We start from the raw sequence: 22,352 nt of genomic DNA, 5'->3' as shown, positions 1-22,352 counted from the left end.
ATCCCCTCGCGGTGCATCGCGGACACGATGCGTGGCTTGTGCCTCGTTGTTCGGGCACCATGGGTGGTCTAGGCGTCGGGCAAAGCAAATTCCCATTTGGGGATGAGGCAATGTCCGGTGAGAGTGTGCCAATCGAAGGCCTGATCGCGCAGCTGATCGGGGGGCTGGTGGAAGATCCGCCCTGGCGGGGATTCCTCGATGCCTTGCGTTCGGCGGTCGCGGGTGACTACGCAAGCCTGGTGTTCCGACCGCTGCCGCTTGGCACGCCGGAGGCGCGGGTGATCCACCTTTATTCGGGCGCACCGTCCCCGCCGCCGGTCTCGCGACATTACCGCGAGAATCTCTACCTGCGTGATCCGATGCCCTATCACGAGATGGCGGAGGGGCGGGCCTACCGCCTCGATGAGCTGCTCCATTATGGAAAGCCGGCCCACGACGCCTATCTTGCGCAGCTTCTGGCCCCTTCGGGCATGAACCATATGCGCATGATCCGCTTCGCCGAGAAAACGGGCACAAGCGGATGGATAACCGTCACCCGATGCGAAGGGGAGTTCGGGCCGGAGATCGACGGCCTGCTCGAAGCTCTGGCGCCCTACATGCGGACGGCACTCGGGGGGTTCGTGGCGCTGGAGCGCGAACGTATGACCGCCGCCGTTGCACGCGAAGCGGTGCGGCGGTTGAACTTCGGCTGGCTTACCCTCGATGGCGAGGGGCGCGTGCTCGATGCGGATGCGCAGGGTTCGCGCATGTTGCAGGCTGGCGACAATATAGCGCAGGCAAAGGACGGGAAGCTTACGGCCCGAGATGCAGCGCTGCGTCGGCAACTGCTTGCCGCGGTGCGCGAACTGGTGCTGGACCCGCAGGCGCGTCCAAGGGCCATCGTGTTGGCGCGGGAGCCCTGGCTCGATCTGCTGCTGGTGCCTTCTGGTCAACGCATGGGGACGACCCAGGCGGCGCCGGCGATCGTGTGCTACCTGCATGCCGACAACTGGTCCTCCGCTGACCGTTGCGAACAACTGGCGCAGCTTTTCGACCTCGCACCCAGCGAGGCGCGGCTGGCACTGGCGCTGAGCCGGGGCATGTCGATCAGCGAGGCCGCTCCGGAACTGGGACTGACGGTGGAATCAGCGCGCACATATTCCAAGCGGATCTACGCCAAGACTGGTGCGAGGGGGCAGGCCGATCTCGTCCGATTCATTCATCGCTCGGTGCTGGTGATCGCGTGAAATGGCATCGGATTTCCGTCCGTAACCTGTTCGCAGAATCAAGCCAGGCAGTTGCGGTTTATGTCGTCGATGCGGGTCGTGCCGGTGAGGGCCATGGCGACGCGCATTTCGGCCTCTACCAGCCCGAGCATCTTCGCAACGCCCGCCTCGCCCCCGGCCGCGAGCGCCCAGGCCCATGCACGGCCGAGCAGCACGCCTTTGGCGCCCAGCGCCAGCATCCGCACGACGTCGAGGCCGGAGCGGATGCCGCCGTCCGCCAGAACCGTCAGCCGCTCGCCCACCGCGTCCACGATCGGAGGCAAAGCGCGGGCGCTGGACAGCACGCCATCGAGCTGCCGCCCGCCGTGGTTGGAGACGACGATGCCGTCCGCCCCCAGTTCCGCGGCTTCTCGCGCGTCTTCCGGGTCAAGGATGCCCTTGATGACGAGCGGCCCCGTCCATTCGGAGCGGATGAAGTCGAGGTCGCGCCAGTTGATCGAGGGGTCGAAGTTGTTCCGCATCCAGGCGAAGAAATCCTCGATCCCGGTCCTGCCCTGCAGCACCGGGGCGACGTTGCCCAGCGTGTGCGGGCGTCCGTTGATGCCGACGTCCCATGCCCAGCCCGGCCGAACGGCGGCCTGCGCGAAGCGCCACAGCGCGCCCTTGGTCCCGCCCGAGCCGGCAAGGCCGGTGTGGTAATCGCGATAGCGGCTGCCGGGCACCGGCATGTCGACGGTGAAGACGAGGGTGGAGCAGCCCGCCTCGGCCGCCTGCGCCAGCAGGTCCTTCATGAAGGCGCGGTCGCGGATCATGTAGAGCTGGAACCAGAACGGCTGCTCGGCCGCCTTCGCGACTTCGCCGATGGTGCAGGCACCCACGGTCGAGAGCGTGAAGGGCACGCCGGCGGCATTCGCCGCTCGCACCGCCTGCGTCTCGCCGCGCCGGGCATTGAGCCCGGCCAGCCCGATGGGGGCGAGCGCGAGGGGCAGCGCGAGTTTCTGGCCGAACAGCTCGGTCGACAGGTCGAGCGCGGAGACGTCGCGCAGCACGCGCTGGCGCAGGGCGAGGTCGGCAAGATCGGAGACATTGCGGCGCAGCGTAGCCTCGGCATAGGAGCCGCCGTCGATGTACTCGAACAGGAAGCGCGGCAGCTTGCGCCGCGCCGCTTCGCGAAAGTCCGGGATCGAGGCGGTGATCATGCGGGGGCCTTGGAGATGGACATGTCGAACGACCTAGCCTTTCGCGATCCTGGCGAACACGCCGACGATCGCAAAGCAGGCAAGAGGCAGGAAGAGCGCTGCTTGCAAGTCCATCCGTTCGCTTAACAGGCCCATCAGCGGCGGGAATACCGCGCCGCCGATGATGGCCATGATGATAAGCGAGGAACCCAGCGCTGTCCCTTCGCCGAGGTCACGGATGCCCAGTGCGAAGATGGTCGGAAACATGATCGACATGAAGAAACTGGTGAGCGCCAGCATCGTCACTGCCGCATAACCAGGTAGCGTCATGGCCAGCGCGACGAGTACGACATTGGCAGAAGCGAAGATCGCCAGCAGACGGGTCGGCCGGATGCGGTGCATGAGTGCAGCGCCGATGAAGCGTCCGGTCATGAACAGCAGCAGGCTGCCGGACAGAAGGTAAGCGGCTGTCTTCTCGGGCGTTGTGGGCATCTGGTGCTTCACGAAGTCCACGAAATAACTCCAAACGCAGACTTGGGCGCCTACGTAGAAGAACTGCGCGATCACTGCACTGACCAACTGCCGGTCACCCAGAACCGAACCCAGGGTGCCGGTCGCTGCATCTGCGGTGCGCGGGATCGCGGGTAGCCGCACTTTGGCGATTGCAACCGCAAGCACGACGACGAACGCGGCGAGTGCGAGATACGGCCCCTGCACCATGGCCGCTTCCGAAGCGCGGTAAGTCTGCAGTTGGGCGGATGACATCGCAGCGATGTCGCTGGAGCTGTGCTCTATGCCGGAAAAGATGAACAGTCCGCCGATCGTGGGCGCGACGACGGCACCGAGCCCATTGAACGCTTGTGCCAGTGTCAGGCGCTGCGATGCGCGCGACGGGTCGCCAAAGCGGGCGATGAAGGGGTTCGCTGCCGTTTCCAGAAATGCCGCGCCCGACGCCAGTACGAACAGGGCGATAAGGAACGCCCAGTAACGATGGATCTCCGCCGCCGGATAGAACAGGACCGCGCCGACCGCATAGAGTGCGAGGCCGATCAGCAAGCCAGTGCGATAGCCGAAGCGGCGAAGGAGCAGCCCCGCCGGGATCGCCCACAGGAAATAGGCCAGGTAGAATACGAACTGGATGAATCCCGCCTCTGCACGGGAAAGCGCAAGCGCCTTCTGGAATTGCCGGATCAGGATGTCGTTGAGATTGTTCGCCAGCGCCCAGGTGAAGAACATGGCGGTGACGAGTGCGAAGCCTGTGCGGAAGCCCGGGGTGACGAACCGGGCTGCGGCATTTCTGTGAGCGCCGGTATCAATTGCTCCGTCCGGCAGGTTCGTCGCCGCAGCGGGCGGCATGCTGATACCCATAAGCTTCCTCTCCGTCCCGTGCGCATCCTGTCGCGGTGCAATTGTGAAGACAATGGCGGTTGAGACGACAGTGACTTTTCCGCCTTGCACCCGCTTTGATATAGCGCTAACTTTCACATATAGAATGAACTGTCAAATACGGCAATTAAGCGGGAGCGGGGGAAAATGGGAGGCCGGATCGATGCGCACCAACATTTCTGGTCCTACGATGCAGCGCAATACGGCTGGATCGAGCCGGGTTCAGTGCTCGCACGGGACCATCGTCCCGCCGACTTGCGTGTGGAGCTGGATTCGACCGGAATTGCCTATAGCATAGCGGTGCAGGCGCGGCAGACCGAGGCCGAGACGCGCTGGCTGCTTGATCTTGCAAGACGTAATCTGTGGGTCGCCGGGGTCATCGGCTGGACGGACTTGCGTGCCGACGACGTCGCCGCCCGTATCGATGCCTGGTCAGCCGATGCGCGTCTGATCGGCTTTCGCCATGTCGTGCAGGACGAGGCCGATCCACGCTTTCTTCTGGATCCGGCATTCCAGCGAGGGGTACGCGAAGTGCTCCTGCGTGGGTTCGCCTACGATCTGCTCATCCGGGCACCGCAGCTGGAGCATGTGCCAGCGTTCCTCGATGCAGTGGGCGCGCGCGGCAGTATTGGCGGCTCGATCGTGATCGACCATGGCGCCAAGCCCGCCATCGCCGAGGGCGAGTGGGAGCCTTGGGCAGGGCGAATGGCTGCTATTGCGCGCGATTACCCTGTCCATTGCAAGCTGTCCGGCCTCGTGACCGAGGCGAACCCGGCGGCATGGAGGGAGGAACAGATAATGCGCTATATGGCGCACCTGCTCGAATGCTTCGGGCCGCAGCGGCTCATCTATGGTTCAGACTGGCCGGTGTGCCTGCTCGCAGGGCCTTACGCGCACGTGCATGGGTTGGTCGAAGACTTGCTCGCCCCGCTCTCTCCGGATGAGCGCGAAGCGATCATGGGTGGCAACGCGCGGCGCGCCTACGCACGCATCAAGGCACAGGGAGAGGCAGTACAGTGAGCGTTGAAGATTTTGCCGTTTCGCGGCGCGAACTCGTTGCGGGCAGTTCCGCCGTCGCAGCGCTGTCGCTTTTGGGCTCGCCCGAGGTGGAGGCAGCTACCGTGCGGCCATCCGGCAGCGACGATGTTCTGTGGTATCGGCAACCCGCGAGGGAATGGACCGAGGCGCTGCCGGTGGGCAACGGGCGCATCGGCGCGATGGTCTTCGGCGGCGTGGCCGAGGAGCGGTTGCAGTTGAACGAGGATACGCTGTGGGGCGGTGGCCCCTATCACCCCGCCAACCCCGAGGCTCGGGCCGCGCTGCCGCAAGTGCAGAAGCTGATCTTCGAGGGCCGCTATGACGAGGCTCAGGCGATCGCAAAGGAAAAGCTGATGGCGGTGCCGATGCGGCAGATGTCTTATCAGGTGCTGGGCAACCTGCTGCTCTCCTTCCCCGGTCTGGGCGCGCCTGCCAGCGGCAGTTACCGCCGCCAGCTGGATATCGACGCCGCGCGCCACACCACCCGCTTCACGGTGGACGGGGTGGAGTATGAGCGCACCGTCGTCGCCTCCCCCTCCGAGCAGGTGATCGCGGTGCAGCTGAAGGCGTCGAAGCCGGGCAGGCTGGCGTTCGACCTGAAGATGGACGTGCCGCAGACGAAACATACCGTGCGCGCGCTGCCGGGGGACGTGCTGCTGCTGGAAGGCACCAACAACACCCAGCACGGCATCGCAGGCGCGCTGAAATTCCAGGGCCGGGTCAAGGTGATCGCCAGCGGCGTCACCGTCTCCGCCGGGGCCGACAGCCTCTCGATACGCGGCGGCACCGAGGCGACGATCCTGATCGCCATGGCCACCAGCTATCGCAACTATGCCGATGTCAGCGGCGATCCCGAGGCGATCACCAGCGCCCAGATCGCCGCCGCGGCGCGCAGGACCTTCCGCGCCATCGCCGACAAGACGGCCGAGGATCACCGCGCGATCTACCGCCGCGTCTCGATCGACCTTGGCCGCAATGCCGAGGCGGACAAGCCCACCGACGAGCGCATCCGCCAGTCCGAAAGCGCCAGTGACCCGGCGCTGGCCGCGCTCTATTTCCGCTATGGGCGCTACCTGCTCATCACCTCTTCGCGGCCGGGATCGCAGCCGGCGAACCTGCAGGGCATCTGGAACGACAGCGTCAATCCGCCCTGGGGATCGAAGTACACGATCAACATCAACACCCAGATGAACTACTGGCCAGCCGAGCCGACTGCCATGCCCGAGATGGTCGAGCCGCTGATCGCGCTGGTGCGCGACATCGCGCAGACCGGCGCACGGATGGCGCGCGACATGTACGGCGCGCGGGGCTGGGTGTGCCATCACAACACCGACCTGTGGCGCGCCACCGGCCCGATCGACGGCCCGCAGTTCGGCCTGTGGCCGATGGGCGGCGCGTGGCTGTGCCTGCACTTGTGGGACCGCTACGACTATGGCCGCGATGCGCAGTTCCTCGCCAGCGTCTATCCGATTCTGAAGGGTTCGTGCGAATTCTTCCTCGATACGCTGGTGAAGGACCCGAAGACCGGCTGGATGGTCACCAACCCCTCGCTCTCGCCCGAGAACAACCACGGGCATGGCGAAGGCTCGCTCTGCGCCGGTCCCACGATGGACATGCAGATCCTGCGCGCGCTGTTCACGGTGACGGCGCAGGGGGCGGGCGTGCTGAAGACCGACGCGGCCTTTGTGGCCGAGGTTAACGCGATGAAGGGCCGCCTGATCCCCAACCGCGTGGGATCGCAGGGCCAGCTGATGGAGTGGAAGGACGATTGGGACGCAGGCGCGAAGGACCTGCACCACCGCCACGTCTCGCACCTTTTCGGCCTGTTCCCCGATGCGCAGATCAACCCGGACGACACCCCTGAACTTGCTGCGGCGGTGAAGAAGTCGCTGGAAATCCGCGGCGACAAGGCTACCGGCTGGGCTACCGCCTGGCGCATCAACCTGTGGGCTCGTCTGCGCGATGGCGACCATGCGCACGCCATCCTGCGCTTCCTGCTGGGGCCGGAGCGCACCTATCCCAACATGTTCGACGCGCATCCGCCATTCCAGATCGACGGCAATTTCGGCGGCACCTCGGGCGTCACCGAAATGCTGATGCAAAGCATCGGCTCCAGCATCCACCTGCTGCCCGCGCTGCCTTCGGCGTGGCCGACCGGCGCGATCCGGGGGCTGCGCGCGCGCGGCGCCTGCATGATCGACCTTTCGTGGAAAGGCAGCGCACTGGCCCAGGCGCGCATCGTCTCGGCGATCGGCGGCAGCCATGAAATTCGCTGCGGGGACGTGCGCCGCACCATCGATTTCAAGCCGGGCAAGGCGGTCGTGCTGACCGGCCCTGACTTGCGCACCGCGTAAAGGAGCCAACATGAGACTTGCCGGAAAGAAGGCAGTGGTGACAGCCGCTGCCGCCGGGATCGGCCGCGCCATCGCCGAGCGCTTCTCCGCCGAAGGCGCGAGCGTCCACGCCGTAGACCGCGACGCGGACGGGCTCGCCACGCTGGCGGGCGTGACCCCGCACGTGGCAGACCTGACCAACCCGCAGGCCGCCGCCGCGCTGGCCGGGACGACCGGGGAGGCGGACGTGCTGGTGAACTGCGCCGGCATCGTCTTTCCCGGCACCTTGCTCGATTGTACCGAGGCGCAGTGGTCCGCCTCGCTCGATCTTAACGCAACCGCGATGTTCCGGCTCATCAAGGCGTACCTGCCGGCGATGGTGGAGCGGCGGGCGGGCTCGATCGTCAACGTGTCCTCGGTCGCTTCCTCGATCATCGGCGTGCGCAATCGCTTCGCCTATGGCGCCAGCAAGGCGGCGGTGATCGGCATCACCAAGTCGGTCGCGGCGGACTTCGTGGCGGACGGCGTGCGCTGCAACGCCATCTGTCCGGGCACCGTCGAAAGCCCCTCGCTGCGCGCGCGGATGCAGGCGCAGGCCGAGGCGACCGGCGAGAGTTTCGAGGCAACCCACGCCGCGTTCTGCACGCGCCAGCCGCTCGGCCGGCTCGGCCAGCCGGGCGAGATCGCGGCGCTCGCGCTCTATCTCGCGTCGGATGACAGCGCCTTCACCACCGGAACTACGGCGGTGATCGACGGGGGTTGGACGGTCGAATGACGCGCATCACTGGCCTTCGCACGGCGGACATCCGCTTTCCCACCAGTCAGGCGCTGGACGGTTCGGACGCGATGAATCCCGACCCGGACTATTCCGCCGCCTATGTGATCCTCGATACCGACGACGGGCTGGAGGGCCACGGCCTGACCTTCACCATCGGGCGCGGCAACGAGATCTGTGTCGCCGCGATCGAGGCGCTGCGCCCCCTGGTGGTGGGCCTAGACCTCGACTGGGTGCGCGCGGACCCCGGCCGCTTCTGGCGCCACGTCACCGGCGACAGCCAGTTGCGCTGGATCGGACCGGACAAGGGCGCGATGCATCTGGCGACGGGCGCCGTCGTCAACGCGGTGTGGGACCTGTGGGCGAGGGCCGAGGGCAAGCCGGTGTGGCAGCTCGTCGCCGACATGAGCCCCGAGGAGATCGTGCGCTGCATCGATTTTCGCTACATCACCGATTGCATTACCCCTGAAGAGGCGCTGGACCTGCTCACCGCCCGCGCCGCCGGCAAGGCCCAGCGCGAGGAGCGCCTGCGTGCCGCCGGCTACCCCTGCTACACCACCTCCGCCGGCTGGCTCGGCTATTCGGACGACAAGCTGCGCCGTCTGGCCGCCGAGGCGGTGGAGGCGGGGTTCCGCCACGTCAAGCTCAAGGTCGGCCGCGATCTGGAAGACGACATCCGCCGCCTGCGCATCGCGCGCGAAGCGGTGGGGCCGGACTGCCGCCTGATGATCGACGCCAACCAGATCTGGGAAACCGGGCAGGCGATCGATTGGGTGAAGGCACTGGCCTTTGCCGAGCCGTGGTTCATCGAGGAGCCCACCAGCCCCGACGACGTGGAGGCGCACCGCGCCATCCGCAAGGCGATCCACCCGATCCGCGTCGCCACCGGCGAGATGTGCCAGAACCGGGTGCTGTTCAAGCAGTTCATCATGCGCGGCGCGATCGATGTGGTACAGATCGACAGCTGCCGCGTCGGCGGCGTGAACGAGATTCTGGCGGTGCTGCTGATGGCGGCGAAGCACGACTTGCCGGTGTGCCCCCATGCCGGCGGGGTGGGCCTGTGCGAATACGTGCAGCACTTGTCGATGATCGATTACCTGTGCTTCTCTGGCACGATGGAGGACCGCGTGATCGAGTACGTCGACCATCTGCACGAGCATTTCGTGGACCCCTGCGTGATCCGCGACGCGGCCTATATTCCGCCCACGCGCCCCGGCTTCTCGATCGAGATGAAGCCGCAATCCATAGCACAGTATCGGGTGGCCTGATGGACCTGGAACTTACCGGAAAAGTCGTCGTCGTGACCGGCGGCGGCGCGGGGATCGGCGGCGCTGTGTCGGTGGGGCTGGCGCGGGAAGGCGCCATCCCGGCGATCCTAGGTCGCAGCGCGTTGAAGGACGATTTCGAGGCGGAGATCCGCGCACTTCAACCTGCGACGATCTTCGCACAGGTTGACGTGACCGACGACGCTGCCTGCCGCGATGCAGTGGCGCGGATCGCGGACGAGGGCGGCGGCATTTACGGTCTCGTCAACAATGCCGGCACCAACGACGGCGTCGATCTGGAGGCGGGGACGGCGGCGTTCATGGCCTCGGTCCAGTCCAACCTCGCGCATTATTATGGCATGGCGCACCACTGCCTGCCCCATCTGCGCGCGAGCAGAGGCGCGATCGTCAACATCTCGTCCAAGACGGCGGTGACGGGGCAGGGCAACACCAGCGGTTATGTCGCATCCAAAGCGGCGCAGCTGGGGCTGACGCGCGAATGGGCGGCGGCGCTGGCGGAAGACGGCGTTCGCGTCAACGCGGTTTTACCGGCGGAAGTTATGACGCCGCTTTATGCGCGGTGGATCGAGAGCTTCGATGATCCGCAGGCCAAGCTGGCGGAGATCAACCGCCGCATCCCGCTGGGTCGGCGGATGACGACCGACCGGGAGATTGCGGACACGGTGCTGTTCCTGCTTTCCGCGCGGTCGAGCCACACTACGGGGCAATGGATATTCCCCGATGGCGGCTATACGCACCTGGATCGCCTGTTGGGCTGAGGGAAATATTCCCACGTCGTCCCGGACCTGATCCAGGACCGCTGGCCGCGACGCACCCAACCCACGGCTGGGCGCCTTGTCGCGGAACCGCTCCTAAAGACAGCCACCGGTCCCGGATCAAGTCCGGGACGACGCGACTTATCCATCATCGCGATATTCCATATGCAAAAACAAATTGCACATATGGTAATGTTAGCGATATATCACCCTCAACAGCCGAGCGGGACTCGGCACGGAATCGGAGAGACCCTTTGCAGAGCATGGCGAGGATCAGTTGCGTCGAGCCGGGTCGGTTGACGCTTGATACGTGCGCCATGCCGGTCCCCGCCGTTGGCGAAGCGCTGGTACGCATTCGCCGTGTGGGCATCTGCGGCACCGACTATCATATCGTGCGCGGCACCCAGCCCTACCTCTCGTATCCGCGCGTGCCGGGCCACGAACTGGCCGGAGAGATCGTCGCGGCGGGGGAGGGCAGCGTGTGGCAGGCCGGCATGCGCGTGTGCATCATGCCGTACCATTCCTGCGGCACCTGCATCGCCTGTCGGGCAGACAAGGCTAACTGTTGCACTGCGATCAGCGTGCTGGGCGTTCACAAGGACGGCGGCCTTGCCGAATACCTCGCCATAGACGAGCGCTATCTGATCGCCGCCGAGGGGCTTTCGCTCGACGAGATCGCGATGGTCGAATTCCTCTCGATCGGCCGTCATGCCGTGCGCCGCGCGGCGATGCAGGAAGGCGAGCGGGTGCTGGTGGTGGGCGCGGGGCCGATCGGCATGGCGACGGCCTTTTTCGCCGCGCGCTCCGGGGCGCAAGTGACCGTGCTGGATGGCAATGCCGTGCGTGTGGCGCTCTGCGTGGAGAAACTCGGCGCGCATCATGGGGAAGTGCTGGGCGCGGACACGGCGGAACGCCTCGCGGACCTGACCGACGGCGAATTCTTCGACTGCGTATTCGACGCAACCGGCAATGCCCGGGCGATCGAGACCGGCTTCGCCTATGTCGCGCATGGCGGGCGCTATGTGCTGGTGTCGATCGTCACCGCCGACATCCGCTTCAGCGACCCCGAATTCCACAAGCGTGAAATGAACCTGATGGGCAGCCGCAACGCGACGCACCAGGATTTCGCGGACGTGATCGAAGTCTTGCGTGCGGGGGCCTTTCCGCTGGGCGCGGTGGTCAGCCATACGCTGTCCTTCGCCGAGGTTCCCGTGGCGATCGGCCGACTGATGGAGCCGGATGCCGACGTTATCAAGGCGCTGGTGGTTCTATGAAGGAGAACAGGACGTGAAGTTGCTCAGGTTCGGCGAAGCAGGCCAGGAACGCCCCGGCGTGCTCGACGCGCAAGGCCGCATCCGCGACCTTTCCGCTCATGTCGACGATATCGCGGGCGCGGCGCTCACCGCCGAGGGCCTTGCCCGGCTGCGCGCGCTCGATATCGCCAGCCTGCCGGTGGTCGAGGGCGATGTGCGCCTTGGCGCCTGCGTCGGCCGGATCGGCAAGTTCGTGTGCATCGGCCTCAACTACCGCGACCATGCGGCTGAAAGCGGCATGGCGATCCCCGCCGAGCCGGTGGTGTTCAACAAGTGGACCAGCGCGGTCTGCGGCCCCAACGACGATGTGGTGCAGCCGCGCGGCTCAGATCGGCTCGACTGGGAAGTGGAACTGGGCGTGGTGATCGGCAAGGCCGGCGCCTATATCGAGGAAGCCGACGCGCTCGATCACGTCGCGGGCTACTGCGTTGTCCACGACGTCAGCGAACGCAGCTTCCAGTTCGATCGCGGCGGCACCTGGGACAAGGGCAAGGGCTGCGACACGTTCGGCCCCACCGGCCCCTGGCTCGTCACCGCCGACGAGGTGCCCGATATCGCCAGCGCCCGCCTGTGGCTGGAAGTCGATGGCGAACGGCACCAGGACGGCACCGCCGCGGACATGATCTTCACCGTGCCGCAGATCATCGCGCACTTGTCGCAGTTCATGAGCCTGCAGCCGGGCGACGTGATCTCCACCGGCACGCCCGCCGGGGTCGGCCTTGGCCTGAAGCCGCCGCGCTATTTGCAGCCGGGTAAAGAGGTTCGCCTTGGCATCGACGGGCTGGGCGAACAGCGCCAGCGCATCGTGGCCCCGAGGTAACACGTATGAGTGGCCGGCTCCTGCGAAGATCGGGGGCGGCAGAGGAGAGGAAGACGACAATGAGGTATCTGCACCCAACCGTATCGTTGATCGCGCTATTGGTGGCAGGCGCCGGCGCTCCTGCTTTCGCGCAGGATGCTGCACAGCCGGAGAGCGTTGCTGCGCCTAAAAATGATAGCGCTACCGATCAGGAGATCATCGTCACCGGCATCCGCCGCAGCCTGGAGGACGCCGCGAACATCAAGCGCGCCGCACCCAACCTGGTGGAAGCGATCTCGGCCGAGGACATCGGCAAGTTCCCCGATCGCAATCTGGCGGAATCGCTCCAGCGCGTCACCGGCGTGCAGATCACCCGCAACAAGGGCGAGGGCAGCGGCGTCAGCGTCCGCGGCCTGTCCGAGAACTTCACGCGCACGCTTTACAACGGCCGCGTGCTGACATCGCCCAACGGCACGCGCGGGTTCTCGTTTACCTCGATGCCCACCGATTTCGTCAGTACGGTGGAAGTCAGCAAGACCCCCACTGCCGACATGATCGACGGCGGCCTGTCGGCGACGGTCAATGTCAAGATCAACCGTCCGGCGGACGTCGGCAAGAACATCGTCACGGTGGTGGCCGAGGGGCTCTATGAAACGAACCCGAAGAAGGTGACGCCGCACGTGTCGGCCTTCGTCAACCGGGTGTTCGGCGATGGCAGCTTCGGCGTGAACCTTGGCGTGAACTATGAGAAGCGCAAGGTCATCCAGGCGGGCTTCACCGGCTACGGCATCGAGCAGCGCAAGGAGAATGCGACCGGGGGTTACGACTACAACCTCGATGGTACGCGCTCCGACACTGCCTATGGTTTCGACCATGCGACGACCTTCGTTTCCGACGAGGGCGATTTCGAGCGCAAGGCGGTGGTTGGCGGGTTGCAGTGGAAGCCTGCCGACAACGTGAACCTCTACGCTGACGGCCTCGCCACCTGGTTCACCGATGGCTTCAACCGCTTCGAGCATCAGTTGCGCTGGACCAACATCGGCGGGCCGACCGGCGCCGTGCGTGGCAGCACCGTGGGCGAGAACAACCTGCTCACCTTTCTCGATGCGGACGGGGTGGATCACCAGTCCAACAACCTCGACTGGGTGACGAAGGACCGCACGCTCAACTTCGCGGTGGGGGGCGACGCCACTTTCGACCGGCTGACCGTCTCGGGCGAAGCGACTTATGGCCGTTCGGTGCGCAATGTCTCCGATCGCAATTCCTTCGCTCCGATTTCGCGCGCTTCGGCCTCCTATGACATTGGCAGCGACCTCGGCGGCGTTCCCGACATCGAGTACACGCGCGGCTACGATCCGCTCGATCCGAGCACGTTCTACTTCCGCAGCTTCTCCGCCATCCGCGGCCAGAAGACGACCGAGACGAACAAGAGCGGCCGTCTCGACCTGAAGTACGATTTCGACGGCGGCTTCATTCGCTCAATCAGGGTGGGCGGATACTACGGCGAGGACGAGATCGAGTTCGGCGCCCGCCCGCGCTACTTCGTAAGCCCGCAGGTCCTGTCCGAGATCTACGGCACGCCTTACCTCTCCGGCGTCGAGGGCGGGGCGATCTCGGCGGCGGACCTGCTCAAGGTGGTCGATTATTCGCGCTTCATCGGCGACGGCCTCGGGGTCTTCCTGGTGCCCGATTATTCCAAGCTGTTCGCCAATGTCAGCCTCGACGACGTGCTGGCGCGGGGCACGCTCACCATCGATCGCACCAACCAGTTCACGGTGGGCGAGAAAGTGCTGGCCGGTTACGCCCGCGCCGACTTCGCCACCGCCGACGACCGCCTCTCGGGCAACATCGGCCTGCGCTACGTGCGCACGCGGGTGACTTCTGACGGCTTCGGCGCAGACATTGCCAACGCCGAACTCCAGAACGACAGTATCACCCTCATCGTGCCGGACAGCGGGCCGATTGCGTTCAAGAATGCGTATTCGAACTGGTTGCCCAGCTTCAACCTGCGCTTCAATGCGACCGAGAACCTGATCGTGCGCGTGGGCCTTGCCCGGGCGATGACGCGGCCCGATCTCAACCGCCTGTCACCCTCGGTGGCGATAAACGCCAACGTGCGCACGATCACCACGCAGAACCCGTTCCTCAAGCCTTATCTCGCCGATCAGGCTGACCTTTCGCTCGAGTACTACTTCGGCAAGACAGGCCTGCTCTCGGCCGCGGTGTTCTACAAGGATGTGAAGAACTTCATCGTCGATACCACTTCGGTGGAGACGCGCACGATCAGGTCCACGCTGACGGGCACCGTGACGATGGACTTCCGCACCTTCCGCCCGGACAACGGCGAGGGCGGCAAGATCAAGGGCGTCGAGCTTAACGCGCAAGTGCCGCTCGACATGTTGCCCTCGCCGTTCGACGGCTTCGGCGTGACTTCGAACCTGACGCTGCTCGACGTCAGCGACGTGGCGACGACGGCCGGCGGACCCAAAGTGCCGATCCCGGGCGTCTCCAAGCGCAGCTACAACCTCGGCGCCTATTACGAGAAGGCAGGCTTCGGCATCCGCGCCAACTACTCGTATCGCAGCGCGGCGGTGAACAGCGTGGCGGGCACTTTCGGCGACGGCGACCGGCAGAAGCCCTATGGCCAGCTCGACATCTCGGCGAACTACGACGTGACCGAGTTCCTGTCGCTCACCTTCAACGCCAGCAATGTCACCGGCGCCACGCTCAAGCGCGAGACGCTGCAGGGCGTGTTGCTCAGCGAGTATGATTTCGGCCGTCGCTTTACCGCAGGTGCGCGCATCAAGTTCTGATCCGGCTACTCCCCCTGTCGGCCGCAGCCTATCCTCGCTGCGGCCGATCGTTTTCTCTCCCGGGGGTGAAGACGTGTGTGTTCTTCAAGCGAGTTGCGCGCGCCTGCGCGCTCCATTATCCGCAATGACATGGCCCAGACAGACGAAGACGGCGACGAAGGCAATTCCGGCGGAAAGCGGGCTTATTCAGCGCCGGCCCTCGAGAAGGGCATCCAGATACTTGAACTGTTCGCCGCCGAGCCGCGCGGACTGACGATCAGCGAGATCGCGCAGAAACTGGGACGCTCGATAAGCGAGGTCTTCCGCATCATCATCGTGATGGAACGTCTGGGCTGGCTGGCCAAGCATCCCGGGAACGACCGCTATGCCGTAACCTATCGCGTGCTCGACGTGGCGTTCCGCGCCACGCCCGCACAGACGCTCAGCGACGTTGCGGCCCCGGTGATGTACGAATTGTCGAGCGCCACCAATCAGTCGTGCCATCTTGTCGTCGAAACCGGCGGGGGTGCCACGGTGATCCACCGGCAGGAGAACATGGGGCCGGTCGGCTTTGGTATTCGTCTTGGCACTGTGGTCGATCTGGTGACCAGCTGCTCCGGACATGTGCTGCTTGCCTTCGCTGCGCAGGATCGCCGGGCGAAAGTGCTTGGCGGCCTTGCGCTCGCGCCCGAAGTGCACACGCGGCTGGAGCGGCGCCTCGATGCCGTGCGATTGCAAGGGTATGAAATGCAGCCCAGCGCACGCACTGCCGGTGTGACCGACATCAGTTTTCCGGTGTTCGGCTTTGATGGTCACGTCTGTGCGGCGCTGACCATTCCATTCCTCGTCACCATCGACGGATCGCAGAAGACCGGTTTGGAGGAAACGCGCGAAGCCCTTGGTCTGGCGGCGCACGACATTTCCCGCGGATTAGGGTGGCCCGACGCAGGTTAGCGATCAACCAGTGCAGTCCGCCGCCGCATACGCCGGCGCCTTGCTTACCTTTGATGACATGCCGATGGTTCGATCCCGACAGTTTTGTCGCATATCTTCCTTGAAAAGCGATTGATACCGGTGTCATAGAGAGGCGTACAACGGTGAATGGGACGGGCTCCGGTCCGATCCCGTATGGGAGAGATATCGGCGTGCTGCATACCTTTCGGCGTTTCGCGACCAATCGAGCCTGCTCATCGATAGCTTTGGCCGTCGCGGGTATCTGCGTCGGCCTCCCTTCAGCCAAGGCGCAGAATGCGGACGGGCTGTTGTTTCGGGCGCCGCTGGATGAAGGTTTCGATGCCGTTGTTTCGGGCGGCGCGGCAATCCCGAATTTCAAGAGCGACGTCTCGATCGTGGCTGACGGTGCGATCAAGGGGGCGGGGCGTTGGTCCGACGGCGGCTACGTGGCATGGGAAGCGCCCGGGAACATCTACGCGCAGCGCGGCACGCTCTCCTTCTTCTGGCGCAGTCATACCCCCGTGGGCGAGGCGCCTTTCGTTATCTTCCGCGCGAGCGCTGGCGATCATTCGAGCTGGGACATGGCGTTCCTGCGAATTGACTGGAATGGTCATGGCTTCGACGCCTTCGTAACGGATGCGAGCCTGTCGCGCGTGCGCGTGAGTTGGACGATTCCCACACCGCCAACACCTGAGGCCTGGCACCACGTCGCTTTCGGCTGGGATGAGGCCCAGGGCGTCAGCCTTTTCTGGGACGGCAAGCTGGTTGCATCCAAGAGGCAGACGGCGGATCTCGACATGGAACTGGACCAGTTCGGGTTGGCGGGTCGCGTCATCGCCCCGCATCAGGTGCAGAGCCGCTACAACTTCATGCGCGGGTCCGATCTCGACGACATCCGGGTCTATGATCACATGCTCGACCAAGCCGACGTGATCCGACTTGCCACGCGGCAGGAGCCTGGCAAACCTGCGACACCGCCTGCAGCCGACACCCGCAAGGCGTGGCTCCACCGTTTCGGTTGGGATACCTCGGCCCCGCCCGTGCTCGGTGAAGGCACCACCGTCGTGCGCAAGGTGGAGTTCGCCGACGCCAAGGATTTCAAGGAGTGGATGTGGAAAGGTGTGGACGGCATCGCCGAGACGACCTGGCCGGGCGTCTATAACCGTTCTCGCCTGCCGGGTCGTGACGATTACTTCGAACTGCCTGACTGGAATGTCTATGTGGAGGGTGGCAAGACCTACGAACTGACTTTGCCGCAGGACACCGCGTTCAACCGCGTGGAAATCCGCGGCGCGGCTTATGGCGCTCTGGAGTGGTCGCCGGACGGAAAGTCTTCATGGGACAAGCTGGCGGTGCGAGCCAAGGGGGTGGTCCGCTCGGTTACCGACACGCCGACCAGAACCGGCGGCGTGCTGCGCTTCACCAATGTGATGCAGGAGCAGCCGATCCAGGAGATCTGGGCCTACGACATGCATCCCGGGCAAGTGCCTGCAGGCACCTTCCAGTTGAGCTATACCGTCAACGTCGAGGCGGCGTCGGACCTTGGCGCACTGGACCGACTGAACCGCTTCATCGCCGGGCGCTATCCCGTTCGTGAGCGGGCCACCGTGGTGGCGTTGCCGACGAGCGGCGTGAAGGCGGCGGTCGGCGCGGGCAGCGCGGGGGCATCGGGCACGGCCGACCGCCGCGCAGATGACCTGCCGCTGGTCCACGTGCTGATTCCCTCGAACTTCGGCGATGCCCCGGCGAACCGTCCACTGGCGCGGGCGTGGAATTACGGCTGGGAAAACGTGCATGACGGGCTGGACGGCGTGGCGATAGACTTGCCGGCGATCGAAGCAAAGCCCGATGCACGTGGGATGATCCCTCTCGACATTCGTATAAAGGACCCGATCTGGCCCGAGCGGGACATGATCGACGTTCAGGTTTCGGTCCGTCCCGGTCAGCCACGCACGCTCTGGCTGGACTTGCGCGACCGCATCCTGACGGCCGACAGCCTCTACCTCACCATCGCCTCTGCGGCGCCGGATTTCGGCGCGAAGTCGCTCGACGGGATGAAGGTGCGCATGGTGTTCAAGGACCGCAAGGCGGCCATGGACGAACACGTCGCGGATCGCTTCAACCAGGTGAAGGATAACTGGGCCTTTCTGGTGGAGGAACATACCGCCTCCAAGCGCGCAGGCCTCTACCGCCGCCTGTATGGCGACATTACCGATCTGCTGCGCGTCGATCCGGACAATCTGGAGGCGCGGCGGTACTGGGCTGACATCGGATATTCACAGGACCAGTTGCCGCCCTTCGTCCAGCCAGAGCCGCCTGCAGGCATGCCGCTCTGGGCCTTCCGCCAGCTGGAAGATCTCAAGCTCACGCGCCAGTTCGTCAACTGGTGGATCGACAACCGGCAGGTGCCCTACGGCGACTTTGGCGGCGGCATCTCGGACGATACCGACCTGACGCAGCAATGGCCGGGCCTTGCGCTGATGGGCGTGGATCCGGACAAGATCAATGCCTCGCTGAAGGCCCTGTCGGATGCGGTCTACAAGAACGGCATGATCGTCAACGGGCTGAGCTATATCAGTACGGACGAATTGCACGTCTACGAGGAAGGCATCAATTCGGATGCCGAAAGGCTCTACCTCAACTGGGGCGAACCCAAGGCGGTCGAACGGATGATGGCGACCGTGCGGGGCCTGAAGGACGTGATCCGCGTGAACCCTGCCGGTCACATGCACATCTCGTCGAGCTGGTACGGTGGACGCAAGATCTATCGCGACGAGCCGTGGGCCTGGCAGAAGCCCTATGGCTTCGTGATCATGCACACGCCGGTACTGCTGGGCACGTTCAATGCCGATCCTACCGCCCGGGGCATGGTCACCGGCCTGATCGACGGGCTGCTGGCGCATGGCAAGCAGGGGGCGGACGGCCTCTGGAGCTTTCCCAACGACATCAGTTTCGATCACGATACTGAACGTGCAGGCGACGGCGGCGGCGCCTCCCTGCCGATGCAGTCGGCCTGGGCAGCGTGGCGCTTCACCGGCGATGACAAGTATCTGCGCCCGGTGCTGGGCCGCCTCGGCAAAGGCAGCTTCGGTCCGCTTTCCGAGATCAACGAGAACGCCATCACGGTGCTCGACAGGCGTGGCGCATGGCGGGATGCGGTGCTCAAGGCGGCGGCGGGCGGGAATGACTTCGCACGCTTCGAGGCGTGGAACACGACGGGTGACCGATCGTGGCTGGAGGCGCTCAACGCAGCGGGCATCGCCGACAAGGCGCAGCATATGTACATGTATACCGAGGGGCACTGGTGGAGCGACCGCGTCGATGCACCTAACGAGCTGCTCCAGCGCGAACGGCTGGGCGGCATTGCGCTCAAGCGTAACCAGACATACCCCGGCAACGCGGTGAGCTGGCGCTTTGCGGATCCCGAGGCGGCGGTGAAGGTGGCCGTGCTGGTGCGGGACGCCACGCCGGAAGGCTTCACCGTTGTGGCCTGGAACACGACAGACACCGAACAGCACGCCGACATGGGTACGTGGAATGTCATTGCCGGTACCTGGGACATGACGCGCGGCCTCGCTCCGGACGGAGGCGATACGGCGCGCGACGGTATCGAAACGCAAACTGTGGAACTGGAGCGAGGCGGCTCGCTGCCGGTAACCTTCGCGCCCGGCACCACGACAGTCATGACCTTCCGCTTGCGGGAAAGAGCTGCGATCCAGCCGGAGCATCGACCCGATCTCGGCATCGGGCCTGACGACGTGACGCGCAAGGGCGACCGGATCAGCGTGATCGTCCACAGTCTCGGCTCGGTCGATGCTCCGGCCGGAACGGTGACGTTGGAAGCGCCGGATGGCGCGGTGCTTGCCTCGGCGCCGGTCGCGGCGCTTGCGGCCCCGAGCGACCTGACACCGCGTCTAGCCCGGGTTTCGCTGGTCGTGCCCAAGGGCGCGCCGTCAATCCTGCATGTCCGCGTTTCGACGGGGATGCCCGAAGTGACCCGGCGCAATAACCTGGTCGTGCTGGATGGAGAGGCGGCCCGATGAAAGCCTGCGCTGCGCTGTTCCTGGGGCTCGCCCTCGCCCTTGTGCCGGTGACAGCACCGGCGAAGGACCATCGGGTTACCTGGACTTTCGACAATCTCGAACGTATCGGCGAGTTGCGCCCGCAGGTTGTCGGAAACCCGAAGGTCGAGGGCACTCCGGTCGGCAAGGCCGTGTCGTTCGATGGTGTGGACGATGCCCTCTACCTTGGCCGTCATCCGCTGGCAGGTGCTGAAAAGTTCACGATAGAGGCCATTTTCCGGCCGGATGGAGGGGCGTTCGAACAGCGTTGGCTCCATCTCGCGTCCGACGATTCTGCCAACCAGACCCGAATGCTGTTCGAGATCCGCGTGGTTGGCGATTCCTGGTATCTAGACAGCTTCGTGAAGGGGAAGGGCTATTCGCAGGTGCTGATCGACCCTGCCAGGCTGCATCCCGTCGGCCGCTGGTATCACGTCGCCCAGACCTTCGATGGCACTACCTATCGCAGCTATGTCGATGGCGTTCTCGAATGTGAGGCGAGGCTGGAGAACTTCTCGCCGCAGATGCCCGGGAATACGTCAATCGGGGTGCGCTACAATCGCGTGAACTACTTTCATGGTGCGGTAAGGGCCGTGCGCTTCACTGACCGGGCAGTGGCGGCCAGGCATTTTCTTTCGCTGAAGCAGTAATCGACCTCTGCGCTGTGTCGGAAGAACCGAGGCTGCGCAGAGGTCCCGGCCGGAGACGCCGCGCTCCAATTCCGCCGCATCCTCGACGACAAGCCCGGTGCTGTGCGGGTGGGCCGGAACTGGTGGATGCAGGCGATGCTTCGCGACATGGCCGGGGCACGCGATCGGATATGCCGGGGTCGATACCAAGGCTATCTCCGCCTTGGTATCGACCCCGGCACCGACTTCAACGATATCACCCTGGCGCCTCAGGCCGGGCGGCAATACATTCGGGGCGGCAACCAACCGACGTTTTTGGCAGGGCCTTCACGACGCTGGTATGGAGGCCGCTTTTCAGGAAGATTGTCGCTGCGTGGTCGCTGACGGAACCTTTCTTCAGGAGCGTAACGCCCGAAATCTCGCGATCAGGCCAACTGGGTCAGGCCGAACGTATGGGCCGGTGCCCCCAGCGGCAGTTTCTTGATGCGGGCGACGAGTTCTTCCTCATCGTCGCCGATGTTGTTCGCGGTCGGGGAGTCCGCAGCCGGGGCCGGCCGGGCCACATGTACGACATCGTCGCCCAGCATGCGCAGTGAAAGGCTGCGGCGTGTAGTGCCCGCCGCCGTGGAACCGCCGCCGTGCAGGCAACTGGGATGGAATATCAGCACGTCGCCGCGCCGCATTCCGCAGGTCACGATGTCCCAGGCATCGCGATTGGCCTCGACGTCGGGAAGGCGCGGCATTTCCTTCTCGTCATAGACGGGCAGGGTGTCATCGCTGGGGTCGAAGTAGGAGCCGTTGTAGAGCACCTCGTTATGCGAGCCGCGCACCACCTCGAGCGCGTACTCCTGCGCAATGTCCTGCAGGGGGATCCAGAACACGACGAACTTGCTGCCGTCGATCGGGTGATACGGCGTGTCCTGGTGCCAGGGCGTGCGACGCACCGGCTTGTCGATCGCGCCCTGCTTGAAAAAGAGCTGGTCGTGGAAGTACCAGACCCCTCCCGAACCGAACAACTCGCGCGCAATGTCCACTACGGGCGTATCGCGGAACATGGCGGCGAAAGTCGGCTTGGTGCTGGAATCCTCGACCGACTGGATGAACGTGCCCCCGCTCTCGGCATAGAGATGCTGTGCGAGCGGGCTGGGGTTGTCGAAGTTGCCCTGCCAGGCAGCCTCGATCAGGGCCATATCCGCTTCCGAGAATGCGTTCTCCACGATCAGGACGCCGTCGCGGAAGAAGCGCTCCGCAAATCCGCTTCGTTCGGCCAGGCTGGTCTTTACTTCCGAAACATCCACCATCGATCTTCTCCAGGCTTCCTCCATCGACCTGCGAAGCGCCATGCCCGGGGCAGCGGGTCAGGGCGCCTCGCGTGGTGCCGATCAGTCCTTCTTGTGAACCTGCGTGACGGATTCCGGCATCAGCAGTTGCGGGGCCTCGTAGAAGCGGCTGATCCGCCAGGTTCCGTTCTCCTTGCGCAAGTCGAGGTCGTAATAGACGTAGACCTGCACATCGATGCCCGTCTTCGAACGGCCCATGCCGTTGATGTAGGCATAGACCTGCGCATCGTCGCCGTTCAGCTTCACGACGCGGAAGTTGGAGAGGACGTGCATGTGGTGCGACATGTCCGCGAAGACTTGCGCGTAAAAGCCGCGGATCTGCTCATGGCCCTCGAAGCGCGGCAGGTGCAGCCCGGTGAGGTCGAGCACGGCATCCTCAGTGAAATTGGTCATCATGAAATCGAGGTCGTCGAGCTTGTCGACCGCCACGCAATAGTTCGTGACGACCTCTTCCAGGGCGTTCTTCTCGATAAGATATTCGATGCCATCAATCATGTCGTCTCTCCGT

16 protein-coding genes are annotated in these 22,352 nt (G+C 64.8%); 12 read left to right on the top strand and 4 right to left on the bottom strand.

Features of this window, described 5'->3' with window-relative positions; all coding sequences use genetic code 11:
- The first annotated feature begins 110 nt into the window (after positions 1 to 110).
- Positions 111 to 1,226 (top strand): helix-turn-helix transcriptional regulator, encoded by a 1,116-nt coding sequence (locus ACODRZ_RS07975; protein ID WP_488969327.1) that lies wholly within the window; start codon positions 111 to 113, stop codon positions 1,224 to 1,226.
- A gap of 38 nt (positions 1,227 to 1,264) precedes the next feature.
- On the opposite strand, the gene lldD is transcribed toward ACODRZ_RS07975, so the two are convergent.
- Both lldD and fucP read right to left on the bottom strand, forming a co-directional pair.
- A complete protein-coding gene (lldD, locus tag ACODRZ_RS07970; RefSeq protein ID WP_488969326.1) occupies positions 1,265 to 2,404 on the bottom strand; it encodes an FMN-dependent L-lactate dehydrogenase LldD in 1,140 nt (379 codons plus the stop codon).
- A gap of 33 nt (positions 2,405 to 2,437) precedes the next feature.
- Positions 2,438 to 3,751 (bottom strand): L-fucose:H+ symporter permease, encoded by a 1,314-nt coding sequence (fucP, locus tag ACODRZ_RS07965; protein WP_488969325.1) that lies wholly within the window; start codon positions 3,749 to 3,751, stop codon positions 2,438 to 2,440.
- 165 nt (positions 3,752 to 3,916) lie between these two features.
- Here fucP and ACODRZ_RS07960 point away from each other — a divergent pair, with 165 nt between their 5' ends.
- The 11 genes from ACODRZ_RS07960 to ACODRZ_RS07910 all read left to right on the top strand — a co-directional run bounded on the left by ACODRZ_RS07960 (position 3,917) and on the right by ACODRZ_RS07910 (position 20,525).
- Positions 3,917 to 4,789, top strand: a complete 873-nt coding sequence (locus ACODRZ_RS07960) for an amidohydrolase family protein (protein ID WP_488969324.1) — start codon at positions 3,917 to 3,919, stop codon at positions 4,787 to 4,789.
- Positions 4,786 to 7,161: a glycoside hydrolase family 95 protein gene (locus tag ACODRZ_RS07955; protein ID WP_488969323.1), complete on the top strand. Its 2,376-nt coding sequence runs from the start codon at positions 4,786 to 4,788 to the stop codon at positions 7,159 to 7,161. Before ACODRZ_RS07960 ends, ACODRZ_RS07955 begins: the two co-directional genes overlap by 4 nt.
- Before the next feature lie 10 nt (positions 7,162 to 7,171).
- Positions 7,172 to 7,915, top strand: a complete 744-nt coding sequence (locus ACODRZ_RS07950; RefSeq protein ID WP_488969322.1) for an SDR family oxidoreductase — start codon at positions 7,172 to 7,174, stop codon at positions 7,913 to 7,915.
- Positions 7,912 to 9,183 carry an L-fuconate dehydratase gene (locus ACODRZ_RS07945; RefSeq protein WP_488969321.1) on the top strand — a complete coding sequence of 424 codons (1,272 nt, stop codon included), beginning with the start codon at positions 7,912 to 7,914 and terminating at the stop codon, positions 9,181 to 9,183. The genes ACODRZ_RS07950 and ACODRZ_RS07945 overlap by 4 nt, the downstream gene beginning before the upstream one ends.
- The gene (locus ACODRZ_RS07940) at positions 9,183 to 9,959 is read left to right on the top strand and encodes an L-fucose dehydrogenase (protein WP_488969320.1); all 777 of its coding nucleotides are present in this window, start codon (positions 9,183 to 9,185) and stop codon (positions 9,957 to 9,959) included. The genes ACODRZ_RS07945 and ACODRZ_RS07940 overlap by 1 nt, the downstream gene beginning before the upstream one ends.
- Positions 9,960 to 10,273: 314 nt before the next feature.
- A complete protein-coding gene (locus ACODRZ_RS07935) occupies positions 10,274 to 11,230 on the top strand; it encodes a zinc-binding alcohol dehydrogenase family protein (protein ID WP_488969319.1) in 957 nt (318 codons plus the stop codon).
- Between the two features lie 13 nt (positions 11,231 to 11,243).
- The gene (locus ACODRZ_RS07930) at positions 11,244 to 12,089 is read left to right on the top strand and encodes a fumarylacetoacetate hydrolase family protein (RefSeq protein ID WP_488969318.1); all 846 of its coding nucleotides are present in this window, start codon (positions 11,244 to 11,246) and stop codon (positions 12,087 to 12,089) included.
- Between the two features lie 59 nt (positions 12,090 to 12,148).
- Positions 12,149 to 14,881, top strand: coding sequence for a TonB-dependent receptor (locus ACODRZ_RS07925; RefSeq protein WP_488969317.1), 2,733 nt, complete (start codon positions 12,149 to 12,151; stop codon positions 14,879 to 14,881).
- A gap of 129 nt (positions 14,882 to 15,010) precedes the next feature.
- Positions 15,011 to 15,814 carry an IclR family transcriptional regulator gene (locus tag ACODRZ_RS07920; protein ID WP_488969316.1) on the top strand — a complete coding sequence of 268 codons (804 nt, stop codon included), beginning with the start codon at positions 15,011 to 15,013 and terminating at the stop codon, positions 15,812 to 15,814.
- A 191-nt stretch (positions 15,815 to 16,005) separates the two neighbouring features.
- Complete coding sequence (locus tag ACODRZ_RS07915) at positions 16,006 to 19,857, top strand: LamG-like jellyroll fold domain-containing protein (RefSeq protein ID WP_488969315.1); 3,852 nt, start codon at positions 16,006 to 16,008, stop codon at positions 19,855 to 19,857.
- Positions 19,854 to 20,525, top strand: a complete 672-nt coding sequence (locus ACODRZ_RS07910; protein WP_488969314.1) for a LamG domain-containing protein — start codon at positions 19,854 to 19,856, stop codon at positions 20,523 to 20,525. The genes ACODRZ_RS07915 and ACODRZ_RS07910 overlap by 4 nt, the downstream gene beginning before the upstream one ends.
- A 404-nt stretch (positions 20,526 to 20,929) precedes the next feature.
- On the opposite strand, the gene ACODRZ_RS07905 is transcribed toward ACODRZ_RS07910, so the two are convergent.
- Together ACODRZ_RS07905 and ACODRZ_RS07900 are read right to left on the bottom strand one after the other, a co-directional pair.
- Positions 20,930 to 21,805: a phytanoyl-CoA dioxygenase family protein gene (locus ACODRZ_RS07905; protein ID WP_488969313.1), complete on the bottom strand. Its 876-nt coding sequence runs from the start codon at positions 21,803 to 21,805 to the stop codon at positions 20,930 to 20,932.
- Between the two features lie 81 nt (positions 21,806 to 21,886).
- Positions 21,887 to 22,339, bottom strand: a complete 453-nt coding sequence (locus ACODRZ_RS07900) for a nuclear transport factor 2 family protein (RefSeq protein WP_488969312.1) — start codon at positions 22,337 to 22,339, stop codon at positions 21,887 to 21,889.
- Positions 22,340 to 22,352: the final 13 nt, after the last annotated feature.

It is taken from the genome of Novosphingobium sp. FG90 (genome assembly GCF_057808725.1).
The sequence above is the reverse complement of the archived record's forward strand: the minus strand, read 5'-3'. Positions and strand labels throughout refer to the sequence as shown.